Genomic DNA, 14,793 nt, shown 5'->3' on the forward strand with positions numbered 1-14,793 from the left:
AACCCGGAAGCTAAGCCCTCCAGCGCCGATGGTACTGCACTCGGGAGGGTGTGGGAGAGTAGGACGCCGCCGGACAACCATTCCATTCAGGCCCACCCCGCAAGGGGTGGGCCTGAATGCGTTTCCAGACAGTTTCCCGGCGCAGGTCCGTGAAAGCCGCGGGCGGCACCGGCCACCGTGGAGTGAGTACCGAGACCGGGCAGCTCCGCCGGCCTCACCGCCCTTCGACCGGGTGACCTCCAAGAAGCGCAACGTCGTACCGGCTCAAGCAGTGGCGTGACGTGGCGAGCCGATAGGCCGGACGTTCATCCCGCTACCGCGCCGGCCTCGTCCTGGTCGCGGCCGTCAGCTGTCTTCTGCCGGAAGAGGCATCTTCAGCGGCGCCAGAATTGGCGCGGCGCGAACCCGTCACGTCGCAGCCAGTGCTCGGTGTAGACGATCCGCTCCGCCTCGACGACCACGAGTGTGTCCTGGGGCGGCTCGGACAGCGGTCGCCCCCGCTCGGCGTGCTCGTTCTCCCATCGGAACGCCGTCCAGTAGTGGGCCCGCTCCGGATGCTGCGGGTCAAGCACCTTGGCAGTTCCGAACAGTTGAGCACCCCGGCTGCTGGCGAGCCCGACCAGCGGCGCGAAGATGCCGATGGACACCCGCGGGTCGGTAGCGATGTTGCGCATCTTCGGCGAGCGGGCGCAGCGGTGAAGAGCACCGCGAAGCCAAGCGGGTAGTACCGCACCGGGGTGGCCAGCGGTCCGTCAGTTCCCGTGGTGGCCAGCACGCACATGTTCTGTGTCGACAGCAGGTGGAGGATGCGCTCTTCGAGCCGCTCGCGATCGAGCCGCTTCCCCGGCGTCGGCCCGGTCAGCCACGGATTCGTCAACGGCATGCAGTGTCCTCGACCATGGCGAGCACCATACCCATTTGACCTGCACGTCGACTACCAAGATCGATAGGGCAGGTAGCGAGCTGGAGCCTGCCGGAAGGCACGGCCGCGCAAGCCCCTACGGGCGTACGTGTGAAGGCCATTCACCAGGAGTGAGGCGGCCGTCACTAGGGCACACTGACCGGGTGGACGATGTGCGGTGTGACATGGAGATGGGCTCCGGCCCGGGCGGCCCGGCCGAACCGACCGTGCGGGTGGCGCTGGTGGGAGAGCGTGGCCTGCTGCGTACCGTCGTGGCCGGGGTCCTCGCCACGACGCCGGGCTTCGAGGTGGTCGGACAGGGTGTCCCGGACCAGGACGCCACCGGAGCTGACAGCCGGGCGGATCTCGTACTGATGGACCTCGACACGGTCGAGGACCCCTGGACCCTGACCGGGCGCCTGCACGCCCGCCGTCCGGAATGCGCGGTGGTGGTGCTGACTGCCCGGCGTACCGCGCGGGTGCTGCGGCGGGCGCTCCGGGCCGGCGTGCGGGGGCTCATCGGCAAGGACGTGGCGCCGGCGGAGCTGATCGACCAGCTTCGCGCGATCGCCGGCGGGCAGCGGAGGATCGATCCGCAGACCGCGCTGGCCGCTCTGGACGCCGCGGTCAACCCGTTGAGCGAGCGGGAACGGGAGGTGGCCGCGGCGGCCGCCCGGGGGTGGTCCGCCAGGGAGATCGCCGCCCGGCTCCACCTGGCTCCCGGCACGGTCCGCAACCACATCTCGACCCTGCTGCGGAAGACCGGCGGACGGAACCGGTGGGAGGCGGTGCAACACGCCCGGGATGCGGGTTGGATCTGACCGACATGCGTCGCCAGGGTTTCGCGGGGGCAGCATCTTCCATAGGATCCCTAACCGTGCGTCATCGAGTGCGCACGTCACGTCAGGCAGCGGGGGGTTGTCGACGGAAGGGTCCTGCATGGTCCGCACGCTGCTCGCGCTCAGGGGGAGGTTGGTCCGGGGGGCACTGGCCCACCTGTTGGCCGCGGAGGAGGACATCGACGTGGTCGGGGAGGCGGACACACCGAAGGAGTTCCAGGCCGCCCTGCGGGCCGAACGTCCCGATGTGGCCGTCATCGACGCTGAGATGGTCACCGCGGACCAGTTGTGCGACCTCGCGTCGGGCGACTCCGGCGGTCCTCCCGGCGACGGTCGGCTCGGCCGGTTGCTGGTGCTGGTGGAGCAGCGCCGCGCGGCCCGTCTGGGCCCGGTGCTCGTCGAACACGGCCGGCGGATCGGCTTCCTGAGCCACGACGTGCCGCCCGCGCGGATCGCCGACGGCGTGCGTCAGCTCGCGGACGGGCAGGTCGTCCTGGACCCGGACCTGGTGGTCGCGGCGCTGGCGGTCGCGGAGAATCCGCTGACCCCCCGCGAGCGGGAGGTGCTCGACGTGGCGGCCGAGGGCCACCCGGTCCGGGACATCGCCCAGAAGCTGGCCCTGTCGGCGGGGACGGTCCGCAACCACCTCTCCCGGGTCATGGCGAAGACCGGCGCGCGTACGCGGCTGGAAGCGGTGCGGATCGCCCGCGAGTCGGGCTGGATCTGACCTGAGCGGGCTCACCGTAGCCGACGAGTTCCCGGTACGCGGCCGAGCGGGCGAGCAGGCCCGGGTGACTGTCGACCAGCGCGGTGTGGCCGTCGAGCAGCAGGACCCGACGGGCCCGTAGGGCTGAGCTGATCCGGTGCGCGATGACCACCAGTGTGCCGGGCCGGTCGGCGAACGCCTCCTCCCAGCGCGCCTCGGTGGCTGGGTCGAGGTGGCAGGTCGCCTCGTCGAGGATCACGAGGGACGCGGGGGAGAGCCACGCCCGCAGCAGAGCCAGTTGCTGGCGCTCCCCGGCGGAGAGGTCCGCCGGGCACAGCGTCGCGTCGTGGCCGCCGAGCCGGGCCAGCAGCCCGGCGAGCCCCAGCCGCGTCGCCGCCCGCGTGATCGTCTCGTCGGGCAGGTCGGGGCGCAGGTAGGTGAGGTTCTCCCGGACCGTGCCGGTGAAGACGTACGCCTCCTGGGGGATCAGCACGCGCCGGTCGGCCAGCTCGGCCGGGGTCGCGTCGGCCACCCGCACCCCGCCCAGGTGGACCGTTCCGGCCTGCGGCCGCAGCACCCCGGCGACGAGTCCGGCCAGGGTGGACTTGCCGATGCCGCTCGCGCCCACGATCACCAGGTGGTCCCCGACGGGCACGTCGAGGTCGAATCCGTCGAGCACCGGGTCGGCGTGCGGGCCGTACCGGAAGGTCACGCCCCGCAGGGACAGCGCCGGCGCCGCCGTTCCCGGCGTCGGCAGCGGCACCCGGGCGGCGCTGGTGGCCGGCCGGTCCGGGGCGCCGGCGCGCAGCAGCCGGTCGAGGGTCACCGCGAAGCGGAGCCCCCCGGCGGCCACCCCCTGGACCAGGGTGTGCAGGGCGGGCTGCACCCCACTGACCACGTAGACCAGCGCGCCGAGCACCGCGCCGGGCCCGAGCCCCTGCCGGACCAGCCACGGGGTGGCCAGCAGCACCACCGGCACCGGCACCCACCCGCCGACGGCGAGGGTCAGTCCCCGGGTGACCGCCATGGTCGCCAGCCGCCGCTCCACCCGGGCCTGCGCGTCGACGTGCGCGCCGACCCAGCCGGTGACCCGGTCCCGCGCGCCGCTGACCGTGACGTCGCGGTGGCCGATCACCGCGGTCACCGCCACCCGGCCCAGCTCCTCGTCGGCGAGCACGTACTGCCGCTGGCGGGCGATCATCGCCGGCAGGGCCGCCACGAACAGGCCCAGCCCGACCAGCATCGGCACCGCCACCAGCAGCGCGACCGGCGCGGCCAGGGAGACCAGGCCGACGAGGGCGGCGGCGGCGGTGAACAGGAAACCGCGGACCACCATCAGCAGGCCGGCGTAGGTGTCCCGCACCATCTCCACCTGGTGGCTGAGCCGGGCCACCGCGGCGTCGTCGCCGCGCCCGCCGGCCGCACCGGTCAGCGCGCCGGTGACCACCCGGCGCAGCAGGTCGTCCCGGAACGGTTCGACCACGTCGCCGAGCAGGGCGTACGTCCGGTTGGTGCCGACGGCGCCGACGAGGACGGCGAGAGCGAGCAGGCCCAGCCACAGCAGCCCGGCCGCCGGCCGGCCGGCGAGGAAGCCGTCGTCGACCGCCCGCGCGGTCAGCAGGCCGGCCAGCGTGGCCGGCAGCGCCTCCGCGAGCGACCAGCCGGCCAGCCGGTACAGCTCGGAGCGGCGGGACCGCAGCGCCGCCCGGGTCACCTCGCCCACGGTGGTCACGACCGGAACACCGCCCGGTAGTCGGGGTCGTCCCACAGCGTCGGGTGCGGGCCGACCGCCCGGACCCGGCCGCCGTCCACCCAGGCCACCAGGTCCGCCCGGGCGGCCATGCCGACCCGGTGGCTGACCACGATCCGGGTACGCCGGTCGTCCGGCGCGGTCAACGCCCGGGTCACCCGGTACTCGGTGACGGTGTCCAGGCTGGACGTGGCGTCGTCGAGGATCAGCAGCCGCTTGGCGCGCAGCGCCCGGGCCAGCCCGAGCCGCTGCCGTTCGCCACCGGACATGGCGACGTCGGCCAACGGCGTCCGGTAGCGGTGCGGCAGCCGCTCGACGAAGTCGTGGATGGCCGCCGCTCTCGCCACCGGCGCCGGGTCGGCCCCGCAGCCGACGGCCTCGCCGACGGTGGCGCCGACCAGCACCGGCCGCTCGAAGCCGTAGCCGGTGGCGGTGGTCAGGGCCGTCGCGGTCAGCTCGGGCAGCGGTACGCCGTCGAGGCGTACCTGGCCGGTGTCCGGGTCGCGCAGCCGTCCGGCGACGGCCGCCAGCAGGGACTTGCCCGCCCCGGACCGGCCGACCACCACCAGCAGCGTCCCACCGGGTACCCGCAGGTCCACCCGGTCGAGCAGGGGACGCCCGTCGGCGCCCCGTACGGTGACCCCGCGCAGTTCCAGCTCGCCGGGCCCGGGGGGCAGGGTGCGGGTGCCGTGTTGCCGGACCGGCTCGTCGAGCACCTCCGTGGCGCGGCGGCAGCCGGCCCGTACCCGGACCGCCGCCTGGAGGGTGCTCACCACCGTGCCCAGGCCGGCGCCGATCGCGGCGTACTGGAGGGCGGCCAGCAGCTCACCGGGGGTCAACCGGCCGGCGGCCAACGACACCCCGCCGACGGCGACCACCGCCAGTTGCAGCAGCGGGTTGAGCACCGCGCCCCGGGTCGCCGCCCCGGCCAGCACGCTCCACGTCCGGGCGCCGTACGCCCGCAGTGTCGGGACCGGGGTCAGCACCCGCGCGACCTCGCGTTCCAGGGTGCCGGCGGCGGCGATGGTGCGCGCGCCGGCCAGGGCCTCCACCAGGAGGCCGGCGAGCGTGCCCTGGGCCTGCTGGTAGCCGGCGACGGCGGCGGACGCGTCGGCGACGAAGCGGCGAAGCAGCACGCCCAGCAGCAGCAACCCCACGACGAAGGTGAGGCCGAGCCACGGGTCGATCAGGGTGAGGGCCACCAGGCTTCCCACCGGGGGCAGCAGCACGGTGCCGGCCCGTACCAGGGTCGGGGCCGCCTGGCCGGCGTCGGCCACCTGGCCCACCAGCCGGCCCACCAGGTCGCCCACCGGGTGACGGGCCGCGGTGCGGGGGTCGAGGGAGAAGATGTGCCGGGTCAGGGTGTGCCGGAGAGCGGCGACGGACCGGGCGGTGGCCGCGCCCGTGCCGTAGTCGCGGATCGCGCCGGTGAGGACCAGCACGGCGATCAGCCCGACGGCGATGAGCAGCCAGTGGCCGGAGGAGGCCTCCGGCGTCACGCCGACGGCGGCGTCGACGGCGCGACCCAGGATCGCGGGCAGCGCCAGTTCGGCCGCCACGTGCGTCACGGTGACCGCGGCCAGCGTCGGGGTCCAGTGGCCGGTGGATCTGACGGCGCGCAGCAGGAGCCGGTCGGCCGGGTCCATGCCACCCCTCTCCCGTCGTCGCGCGGCCCCGGACCGGGGTAACCGGTCCGGGGCCAGGCGAACTGATCGTCAGTTACAGGTGGTGACGCTCAGCGAGCTGTCGCCGCAGAGCAGCAGGCTGGCGCGGCTGCCACCGCCGGTGCGCTCGGCGGCCGGCAGTTCCATCCCCTGGAGGTCGAGCAGAGCCATGTCGGTTCCTCTTTCTCTGTCGATGGTGCGGATCGGTGGGTCGGAGTGGTCGTCGGGTCGACGGCCACCAGGTCAGTTGCAGGTCGTGACGCTCAGCGAGCTGTCACCGCAGAGCAGCAGGCTGGCGCGGCTGCCACCGCCGGTACGCTCGGCGGCCGGCAGCTCCATCCCCTGGAGGTCGAGCAGAGCCATGTCGATTCACCTCCTTCCAGATAGTTCGGGTCGGTCGGCCCCGGGATGACTCCCGGGGAGCTGGTGGGCCGGTCAACCGGCCGGGGTGGTGGTGTCCTCCGCCCGGGTCGCCTCGGGCAGTGGCGTCAGGAACGGCAACCGGACCGCGTCCGCCGGTCGGGTCGCCGCCAAAGCGGTCAGGACGCCCGCGGTGCCGGTGGCCAGGTCCATGGAGAGCCGCAGCAGCTGGTCGCCGGGGAACGCGGTCGCGCCCCGGTACGGCAGCGCGTGCCAGCTCAGCAGCCGGGCCTGGTGCCGCGCCGCGTCGTACTCGCCCCGTTCCGCGAGGTAGGCGACGATCCCGGCGCGGCCGGCGAAGAGGCCCGACTGGGCGTAGAAGGGGGAGTCGGCGCACCGCCGGATCGCGGCCGCGGTGGTCCGCAGCTCCTCGTCGGGGCGGTGGCGCAGGTACTGGTCCAGGACCAGCCCGATGCCGACGCTGCCCTCGGCGAGGTACGGCATGGTCCGCCAGCCCTCGTTGACCTCGAGGTGGCCGGCGTCGCGCAGGACGCAGCGGCGCAGGTCCTGCCGCAGCGCGGTGGCGGCGTGGTCGAGCAGCGCCGGATCGTGGTCGAGTTCGTACATCCGCAGCAACATCAGCGCCACCCCGGCGCCGCCGCGGGTCAGCCCCGCGTACGGGTGCCGGCCGCCGCTGATCTCCGCGACGGACTCCACGTCTCCGAGCCGGTCGACGACCAGGCCGACCGCCCGCCGGGCGGCGTCGGCGTAGCGCCGCTCGCCGGTCACCCCGGCGAAGTGAGCCAGGTTGAGCGCGATCCCGGACAGCCCGTCGGTCAGGTCGTTGCCCAACTCCGTCCAGGGCTGGTCGAGGCAGAGCTCCAGCAGGCGGAGCGCCTCGTCGCGGTGCCCGAGCCGGTCCAGCACGTACGCGACGCCGTGCAGCCCGTCGTAGAAGCCGAGGCGGCTGCCGGGGGCCGGTTGGGCGACCCGGTCGATGAGCCACCGCGTGTGCTCGGGGTCGGTGGGGGCGCCGGCGGCGTGCAGGGCCCAGAGCACCCCGGCCGCGCCGTGCGCGACGCCGAGGCCGCCGTCGGCGCCGCTGAACTGGCGGATGTCGCCGGGGAAGAGCCGGTCGTGGCGGTGCGGGGTGGCGCTGGCGGTGATCGCGGCGGCGAGCCGGTCGCGCAGCCCCGGCCAGTCGTCCGGGTCGATCCGGACCGCGTCGCGGAGCGCGGCGGTCGCGGTCGGCTCGGCCGCCGCCTCGCCGACGATCACGCCGACCGTCTCGTCGAGCACGTCCCGGGGGACGGGGAACTGCGCGGCGACCACGTCGGCCAGGTGCGCGGCCTTGGCCGGGGCGAGCCGCAGCATCGCCGTCAGCGGCAGGAACAGCGCCAGCCGCAGGCAGGCCAGGGCGTACCGGTCGACGGCGAGGCCGGTGCGGTCGCGCGGCGCGGCGAAGGCCTGGTTGCGCAGCGCCGGCCGGTCCGCCTCGCCGACGGGCGCGGCGACCTCGAAGTCGACCAGCGTGACCGTCCCGTCCGGACCGACCAGGATGTTGAACATGTGCAGGTCGCCGTAGACGATCCCGTGGGCGTGGATGGCGTCGACCGCCTCGGTTACCTGCCGGTGGACGTCCAGCGCCCACCGGGTGTACGCGGCGCGGTCGCCGTCGTGGTTGACCAGCGGGTAGCGCTCCACGACCACCTGGTTGAGCGGGCGGCCCTCAACGAACTCCAGGGCCAGGAACTCGTGCCCGCCGAAGCTGAACTCGTCGTGCACCCGCACCAGGTGGGGCACGTCGGCGAGCCGGCGCAGCATCTCGGCCTCCCGGCGCAGCCGGGTCACCGCGTCGGCGCCGGTGGCGTCCAGTCCGGCGTGCGGACGGGCCTCCTTCAGCACCACCCGCGCCCCGGTTCGGGTGTCGCGCGCCTCGTACAGGCCACCGCCGTTGGAGAAGTGGATCACCTTCTCGATCCGGTACGGCAGGTCGGTGGTGTGCGCGGCGTTGCGGGCGGCCAGGTGCGGGGCGAGGAAGTCGGGCAGGGTGACCCACTCGGGCACGTGGAAGACCGGGTCCCGGCGGTCCGGCACCAGCGTGCCGTCCGGGTCCTCGATCGCCGCGACGACCTGCCCCTCGGGGGAGAGGCAGTAGCGGGCGGCGAAACCCCCGTAGCGCAGGTAGACCGGTCCCTCGCCGTAGCGCAGGTCGCTGAGGATGTACGGGCCCTGCTCCCCGTCGAGCAGCGCCGCCAGCTCCTTCGCGGTGAGCTCCAGCTCGGCGTCGTCGCGGGGGTAGACGGTGATGAACTTGCCGCTGCTGCCCCGCCGGGCGTATTTGCTGTTGCGCATGAGCAGCATCCGCGGCCCGCGCAGGTGCTTGTACGGGATGCCCCGGGGCTGGCAGTAGTCCATCACCCGGGTGAGCACCCGTTCGGCGTTGTCCAGCCGCGCCGACACGTGGATCTTCCAACCCTGCTGGGGGAGGGAGCCGCCGACCGGCGCGTGGATCAGCCAGTCGTCCTTGACCTCGACCTCCCAGCCGTCGGCGGTCGGGCGGTCCGCGGCGTACCGGGGGGTCTTGGTGCTGGCGCTGGCCAACGAGTCGTAGAAGAGCGGGTCGACCGCGCAGAACGAGTCGTATCGGTCATCCATGTCGCCTCCCTCCGCTGCCTGATCGGGTCAGGTCAATCCTGCGGACGGACGGCGGGTGTGCACAGTGCGATGAGTCATGGACCCTGGGTGAGTTTCGCACCCCCGGATCGTGACAACTGCGGAGTTTGAACTCGCGAACACCGCTTCACCTGGGACGACGTACCTCGTGACGGCCACCGGGGACGGGATCCGGTCCCGCCCCCGCCGGCCGTGCCCCGGTTTCAGCCGGCGGCGACGGAGGCCAGGTAGCTCTCCGCCCGGTCCGGCGCCATGAACCAGTGCTGCAAGTCGTTCGGGTCGCTGAAGCCGTTGGCGAACCGGCGGGCCACCGTCGGGTTCACCGAGGCCGTGCCGAGGACCTGCTGCACGTGCGGTGGCAGCGGCTGGAGCATGGCGTTGGTCCAGTCGGTGACCGCCAGCCCTGTCTCCGCCCAGAACCGCTCGAACGTCCGACCCATCCACTCCCGGTCGAAGGGTTGGTCACCGCGCTCCACGATGGACCGCAGATACGACGCCGCGCACTTCGCGGCGGTGTTGCTGCCCTGGCCGGTGATCGGATCGTTGGCGACCACCACGTCGGCCATGCCCAGGACGACGCCGCCCGAGGGAAGCTCCGCCACCGGGTGGCGCACCGTCGGGGTGTACCGGCCGGACAGGGTGGCGCGGGCGTCGGTCAGCTCGACCCCGGCGCACCGCTCGTAGATCCACGGGGTGTACCGCCGGGCCAGCTCCAGGGTCAGCCGGAGGTGCTCGGCCGGCTCCCGGCGTTCGGTCCACAGGTCGAGCGGGCCGCCGGGCACCGCCTCCCAGAACAGGATGTCGCAGGGGCCGGAGAGGGTGAGTGCGGGGATGACGAACAGCTCGCCGAGCCCGGGCACCGCGTTGAAGCTGACGTGGGGCACCGGCCAGAGCGGATCTGGCGCCATCCCGTGCACGTACGCTACCGCCAACCCTCGCTGGGGGGCGGTGTGCACCGAGCGCTGCGGGTCGCGGTCGAAGACGCCCACCAGGTCGCCCTTGCCGGCGGCCACCACGGTGAGGTCGTACCGGCCGAGCCGGGTCAGCCCGTCCAGGTCGGCGGTGGTGACGCCCTGGTAGTGCACCGTGCCGCCGCGCTGCTCGAACAGCTCGAGCCAGGCGGCCATCTTCACGCGCTGGTCGGTGCTCTGGGCGGGCTCGTCCAGGGGGCAGGGGATGCGCAGCGCCCGCTCTCCGGGCGGCGCGGAGAGCGACACGTGCAGTCCCTGCAGCGGTGGCGCCTGGTCCTGCCAGAGGTCCAGCCCGTACCGCCGCTCGATGCTCAGGGCGGCGCCGAACATGGCCTGCGTGCTCATCACCGCGCCCCGCCGGATCTCCTCCGGCGTGCGGGCCGCCATGACGGTCACGTCGTAGCCCTCGGCGAGCAGGCTCAGCCCGAGCTGAAGACCGGACTGGCCGGCCCCGACGATCAGAATTTTCCGCATTGGTACCTCCAGGTGGTTGGGCTACCGGGCGGCGGGGACGCCCGGGGACGGGTCGCCGGTGCGGTGCATCGTGTGCTCGACGACCGCCAGCAACGCTCGGGCGACCGAGGACGGGTCGCGGAGGTCGCCCGCGATGACCGGCACCGCGGGGGAGAGCCCGAGGGCCTCCCGTACGTCGTCCAGGTGGTGGGTCAGCACGCCGTCGAAGAGGTTCACGCAGACCACGAACGGCAGGTCGGTGTCCTGCTCGAAGTAGTTGACCGCGGGGAACGACGCTTCCAGGCGGCGGGTGTCGGCCAGCACCAGCGCGCCGACCGCCCCCCGGCACAGGTCGTCCCACATCGGCCAGAACCGGGGCTGGCCGGGCGTCCCGAACAGGTACAGCACCAGGTCCGGGCCGATCGTCAGCCGTCCGAAGTCCATCGCTACGGTCGTGGTCGTCTTGTCGATCCCCGGGTCGAGCCGGTCCACGGTCTCACTGGCCGCGGTCATCCACGCCTCGGTGTTGATCGGTGGGATCTCCGAGATGGACCGGACACAGGTCGTCTTGCCGACCCCGAAACCGCCGGCGATGACGATCTTCGCCGAGGTCAGCAGCGGGCTGTCAGGCAAGCTGGCGGAGGCCATCGCGGAGTCTCTCCAGAAGGCGGAAGTCGAACGGTGAGGTGTACTGGTCACTGTGGACCCGCAGCCGGTCGGTGGCGGCGAGGTCGTCGACCACCACCCGGGTGACACCCAGCGTCATCCCGCAAACCGCGGAGAGCTCGGCGACGGACCGGGTCCGGCGGGCGTGTTCGTAGAGCGACCGGGACTCGGGCAGCAGACCCGAGGCGAAGACGGCGTCGTAGTACGGCACCGACACCAGGGTGTGCACGAGCAGGTGACGCCGGGTGCGGGTACGGCCTCCGGTGAGGATGTACGGTCGCACCTTCCAGTACGGGGTGGGCACGGTGGCTCCCTCGGTTCTGGCCCGTCAGCGGGCCGGCTGGCTGGCGGTGAGGCGGTGCAGTTCGCTGCGGACCTGCGGGGTGAGCGCGTGTCGCACCGCTCCGACGAACTGCGTCATCCGATAGGAGACGACCCGCAGGTCACAGCCGGCCGCGGCGGCGACGGCCAGGCCCGCAGACTCGCCGACCCGCATGAACAGCAGGTGCCCGCGCGGCAGCCGGACCGTCAGGTACTCCGAGGCGCCGAGGTCGAGCAGCGCGGCGCTGCGGTCGGCCATGCTGAGCAGCCCCGAGGTCAGCGCGGCGAGCTGGTCGCCCAGGTCGCGGGGAACCTGACGGGACGCGGCGAGCTGGAGGCCGTCGAGGGAGACCAGCAGGGCGTGGTTGACGCCGGGCACGTCCTCGGCGAACTGCCGGATCAGCCAGGCGCAGTCGGGCTGGCCCGGGCCGGGCGTCGGCGGGGCGTCGTCGCGCCGGTGGATCGGGGTCATCGCAGGTGTCCTTCGTGCAGAGGGGCGGACTGTGCGTCGCTGATGCCGGCGGCGAAGGCGGCGGTCTCGTCGGGCCAGGCGTCGGGGGCGGACCCGTCGTCCACGCCGGTCGCCGCCGCGGACCGGGGCGGCGGCTGCCCCCCGGTCGGCTCGTCCGCGCGGACGCTTCCGGGCGTCCGTCGGGGCAGGCCGGCGCCCGGACCGGGCTGGCCGGCCCGGGTGCCGGGGTCGTCGCCGGCCGACGGGGCACCCAGCGCGTTCAGGCGCACCGTGGGTGACTGAGCGGCGTGGGACGGCGGCATGGGTGCGCTCCGATGGCGGGTCTGGGCCCAGGCCGGCGAGGGACCGGCCGGTGTCGGGGGCTCCGCGGCAGGCGCTCCGGCGGGCCCAGTCGCCACGTCGCACAGCAGGGCGCCGGGGATCAGCGCCGTTGCGGTCGTTCCGCCCGAGGGCCGGTTGGTGAGAGTGACCCGCAGCTGATTGGCGCGAGCCAGGTGCGCGACGACGACCAGGCCCAGGTGCGCCGCCGGGTTCTGCCCGGCCGGCGCCGGGCCGGTGCCGGCGAGCATGGCGTTGAGCGCCGTCAGGTGGTGAGGGTCCACCCCGACACCGGCGTCCTCGATCCGCAGCAGCACGCTCCCGTCCTCGGTGACGAACGCGGAGACGGTCACCGCCGAGGAGGGGGGCGAGAAGCGGGCGGCGTTGTCGAGCAGCTCGGTGAGCACCCGGATGACATCGTCCGCGGCGAACTCGACGACGCCGAGCGCCACGACGTGCCCGATCCTGATCCGGGGGTAGTACTCGACGGCCGAGGCGGCGGCGCGTACCACGTCGACCAGGGTGACGGTTTGCGGATCGGCGTCCTCGACCCGGCGACCCAACAGGACCTGCAGGTTCTCCGCGTGGCGGCGGATCCGGGTGTTGGCGTGGTCGATGCGGTAGAGCCGTTCCAGCCGTTCCGGGTCCTGCTCGTCGCTCTCGACGGCTTCGAGGTGGCTGCCCATCTGGTAGGCCGTGGCGAGGATGCGCAGGGCGAACTGCTCGCAGATCGCCGGCCAGAGGGTGTCCGTCGGCTTCTCGGGCGGGGGCGGGGGTGCGGTCTCCGCCGCGGCGACTGACCACTGCGCCACCGTCGGGTCCAGCCAGCGGGCCGCGCGCTGCCGCCAGGTCAACTGCCGCCGCGTCGAGGACTCCATTCGGGAAACATCAGCATGCTTCATGAAGTACCCGATCTATCGGTAATAGTCCTTTCTGGCATGGTGCAGCAGTCAACCACCGTCCTGTCCGGATGGCAACATTCAAGGTCAACTTGGGCCGGTTTTCACACCGCCGTACGCCATCGCGCCCGCCCCACGACCGGACCGACCGGCACGACACCACATGTATGCATCGCGTGCGACTCCCGGAACGCAACAGGCAATTCGATACGACACGGCGACGCGTCTCGTACGCGGGCGGTCGTCGGGGCGTGCGTCACCGGGTCGGCGGTCGGGCTCCCGCCGTCGGCGGTGGAAGGTGCCACGGGCCGCAGGCTCGCGGCACCCGCGGGTCAGCCGATCAGGTCCACAGTCGGCAGTGGCAGCTCGGGCAGCGACACCGAGGGCCTCGGCTTCGGCTCCGTCGGCAGGGGCAGTTCCGGCAGCGACGGCAGGAGGTTGCCACCCGACGCCGGCGTCGGCTTCGACGTCGGCTTCGGCGTGGGTGGCCGCGGGGCGGCCGGGCGGGGGGCCGGCGGACGGGTGGAGGCCGGACCGCCGGACGGGGAGGTCGTGGCGGGCGGCGTGAGCGGCGTGGGCGGCGGCGTCGAGGCGGCGCACCGGGGCCAGGTGGGACAGGCCGGAATGGTCATGTCGCCGAGAACGGCGTCGAGCTCGGCCAGCAGCCGGGCGGCCTCGGCCGGATCGCCGACCCCGGCCAGCTCCCGTCGGGCCTGGTCGACCAGCTGCCGGGCCTCCTCGAAGCGTCCCGCCGCGGCGGCCTCCCGGGCCCGGGCGATGGTTTCCTCGACCAGCCGCACCTCCGCCCGTTCGGGGTGCAGGACCTTGGTGAGCGACCACAGTGGGCTGGCCGGGCCCGCGTCGCGGCTGCCGATCCCCAGCCCGGCCACCAGCACCAGCGCGGCGGCCACGGCAGCGGCCAGCCGCACGGCCCGCCGCCGCAGGGGCAGCGGCCGGACCGGGGCGAGCGCGGGCGTCGGGGGAGCGTCGGGTCGGACCTGGGCGTGGTCGGGGTCCGGCGTGCCGGCGACCCACTCGAGCTCGTCCACCCCGGCGGCGACGTCGTCGCGCCAGGCGGCCAGCATCGCCGTGAGGTCGTCACCGTCGGACTCCGCCCCGCCCCGCCCGAGCGCGTCGAGGAGCAGGTCGTCGTGGGCGACCGTGCCGAGGTCCAGCTCCGCACCGTCGTCCGGCCAGCGCTCACTCATGCCGCCACCTCGTCGAGTCCGTTGCCGGCAAGCGTACGGAGCCGGGCGAGGGCGCGGGACTGGGCCACCCGTACGGCCGGGGCGGACATCCCGAGGATGGTGCCCACCTCATCGGCGGGCAGACCGACCGCCACCCGCAGGATGACGATCTCCCGCTGGACGTCGGGGAGGCGGTGCAGCAGCACCGCGAGCCGGCGGGCCAGGTCCGTGGCGACGGCCTGCTGCTCCGGCCCCGGCGCGGCGTCCGGGTGCTCGATCGGGGTGTCGGTGACGGCGACGGTGGCGTCGCGTACCGCCGCCCGCTGGGCGTCGGCGACCTTGTTCGCGGCGACGGCGAAGACGAACGCCGAGAACGGCCGGCCCTGGTCGCGGTAGCGGGGCAGGGCCTTCAACACCGCCAGGCAGACCTCCTGGGCGACGTCGTCGGCGGTGGTGTACGCACCGCCGACGCGGCCGAGGCGGGCCCGGCAGTAGCGGACGAGCTGTGGACGCACGTCGCTCAGCAGGGCCGCCATCGCCGCCCGGTCGCCGTCGGCGGCCAGGCGGACGAGCTCTGGCTCGATCGCTGTCGTCATTGATGCGAAACACC

14 protein-coding genes, 1 rRNA gene and 1 pseudogene are annotated in these 14,793 nt (G+C 73.9%); 3 read left to right on the forward strand and 13 right to left on the reverse strand.

The features are described from left to right. A 5S ribosomal RNA gene (rrf, locus tag AC5L3Z_RS20205) occupies positions 1-75 on the forward strand; the annotation flags it as partial. A 299-nt stretch (positions 76-374) separates the two neighbouring features. Here the strand turns inward: rrf and AC5L3Z_RS20210 are convergent. Continuing rightward, positions 375-883, reverse strand: a pseudogene (locus tag AC5L3Z_RS20210) (pyridoxamine 5'-phosphate oxidase family protein). A 182-nt stretch (positions 884-1,065) separates the two neighbouring features. Between AC5L3Z_RS20210 and AC5L3Z_RS20215 the strand changes: the two are divergent. Together AC5L3Z_RS20215 and AC5L3Z_RS20220 are read left to right on the forward strand one after the other, a co-directional pair. Then, positions 1,066-1,722 (forward strand): LuxR C-terminal-related transcriptional regulator, encoded by a 657-nt coding sequence (locus AC5L3Z_RS20215; protein WP_494844174.1) that lies wholly within the window; start codon positions 1,066-1,068, stop codon positions 1,720-1,722. 118 nt (positions 1,723-1,840) lie between these two features. Continuing rightward, a complete protein-coding gene (locus tag AC5L3Z_RS20220) occupies positions 1,841-2,467 on the forward strand; it encodes a response regulator transcription factor (protein WP_494844176.1) in 627 nt (208 codons plus the stop codon). On the opposite strand, the gene AC5L3Z_RS20225 is transcribed toward AC5L3Z_RS20220, so the two are convergent. The 12 genes from AC5L3Z_RS20225 to shbA all read right to left on the reverse strand — a co-directional run bounded on the left by AC5L3Z_RS20225 (position 2,397) and on the right by shbA (position 14,779). Beyond that, on the reverse strand, positions 2,397-4,178 hold the full coding sequence (locus AC5L3Z_RS20225) for an ATP-binding cassette domain-containing protein (protein ID WP_494844177.1): 1,782 nt from the start codon (positions 4,176-4,178) through the stop codon (positions 2,397-2,399). The genes AC5L3Z_RS20220 and AC5L3Z_RS20225 overlap by 71 nt on opposite strands. Then, positions 4,175-5,842, reverse strand: a complete 1,668-nt coding sequence (locus tag AC5L3Z_RS20230; RefSeq protein WP_494844179.1) for an ABC transporter ATP-binding protein — start codon at positions 5,840-5,842, stop codon at positions 4,175-4,177. The genes AC5L3Z_RS20225 and AC5L3Z_RS20230 overlap by 4 nt, the downstream gene beginning before the upstream one ends. A gap of 69 nt (positions 5,843-5,911) precedes the next feature. After that, positions 5,912-6,031 (reverse strand): SapB/AmfS family lanthipeptide, encoded by a 120-nt coding sequence (locus AC5L3Z_RS20235; protein ID WP_088647629.1) that lies wholly within the window; start codon positions 6,029-6,031, stop codon positions 5,912-5,914. A 72-nt stretch (positions 6,032-6,103) separates the two neighbouring features. Continuing rightward, on the reverse strand, positions 6,104-6,223 hold the full coding sequence (locus tag AC5L3Z_RS20240) for a SapB/AmfS family lanthipeptide (RefSeq protein WP_088647629.1): 120 nt from the start codon (positions 6,221-6,223) through the stop codon (positions 6,104-6,106). Positions 6,224-6,295: 72 nt separating this feature from the next. Further along, positions 6,296-8,878 (reverse strand): class III lanthionine synthetase LanKC, encoded by a 2,583-nt coding sequence (gene lanKC, locus AC5L3Z_RS20245; protein WP_494844181.1) that lies wholly within the window; start codon positions 8,876-8,878, stop codon positions 6,296-6,298. Positions 8,879-9,099: 221 nt separating this feature from the next. Beyond that, positions 9,100-10,341, reverse strand: a complete 1,242-nt coding sequence (locus tag AC5L3Z_RS20250) for a styrene monooxygenase/indole monooxygenase family protein (RefSeq protein WP_494844183.1) — start codon at positions 10,339-10,341, stop codon at positions 9,100-9,102. Between the two features lie 21 nt (positions 10,342-10,362). Beyond that, entirely contained in the window at positions 10,363-10,968 is a 606-nt protein-coding gene (locus tag AC5L3Z_RS20255) for a GTP-binding protein (RefSeq protein WP_334533712.1), read from the reverse strand. Further along, entirely contained in the window at positions 10,946-11,290 is a 345-nt protein-coding gene (locus AC5L3Z_RS20260) for a DUF742 domain-containing protein (RefSeq protein ID WP_334616142.1), read from the reverse strand. The genes AC5L3Z_RS20255 and AC5L3Z_RS20260 overlap by 23 nt, the downstream gene beginning before the upstream one ends. A 24-nt stretch (positions 11,291-11,314) precedes the next feature. Continuing rightward, positions 11,315-11,779, reverse strand: coding sequence for a roadblock/LC7 domain-containing protein (locus AC5L3Z_RS20265; protein ID WP_334533717.1), 465 nt, complete (start codon positions 11,777-11,779; stop codon positions 11,315-11,317). Continuing rightward, positions 11,776-12,975, reverse strand: a complete 1,200-nt coding sequence (locus AC5L3Z_RS20270) for a sensor histidine kinase (protein WP_494844185.1) — start codon at positions 12,973-12,975, stop codon at positions 11,776-11,778. The genes AC5L3Z_RS20265 and AC5L3Z_RS20270 overlap by 4 nt, the downstream gene beginning before the upstream one ends. A gap of 353 nt (positions 12,976-13,328) precedes the next feature. Beyond that, the gene (locus tag AC5L3Z_RS20275) at positions 13,329-14,204 is read right to left on the reverse strand and encodes an anti-sigma-D factor RsdA (RefSeq protein ID WP_494844186.1); all 876 of its coding nucleotides are present in this window, start codon (positions 14,202-14,204) and stop codon (positions 13,329-13,331) included. Beyond that, positions 14,201-14,779 (reverse strand): RNA polymerase sigma factor ShbA, encoded by a 579-nt coding sequence (gene shbA / locus AC5L3Z_RS20280; protein ID WP_494844187.1) that lies wholly within the window; start codon positions 14,777-14,779, stop codon positions 14,201-14,203. Before shbA ends, AC5L3Z_RS20275 begins: the two co-directional genes overlap by 4 nt. Positions 14,780-14,793 lie beyond the last annotated feature (14 nt).

This window comes from Micromonospora sp. LZ37 (assembly GCF_059359015.1).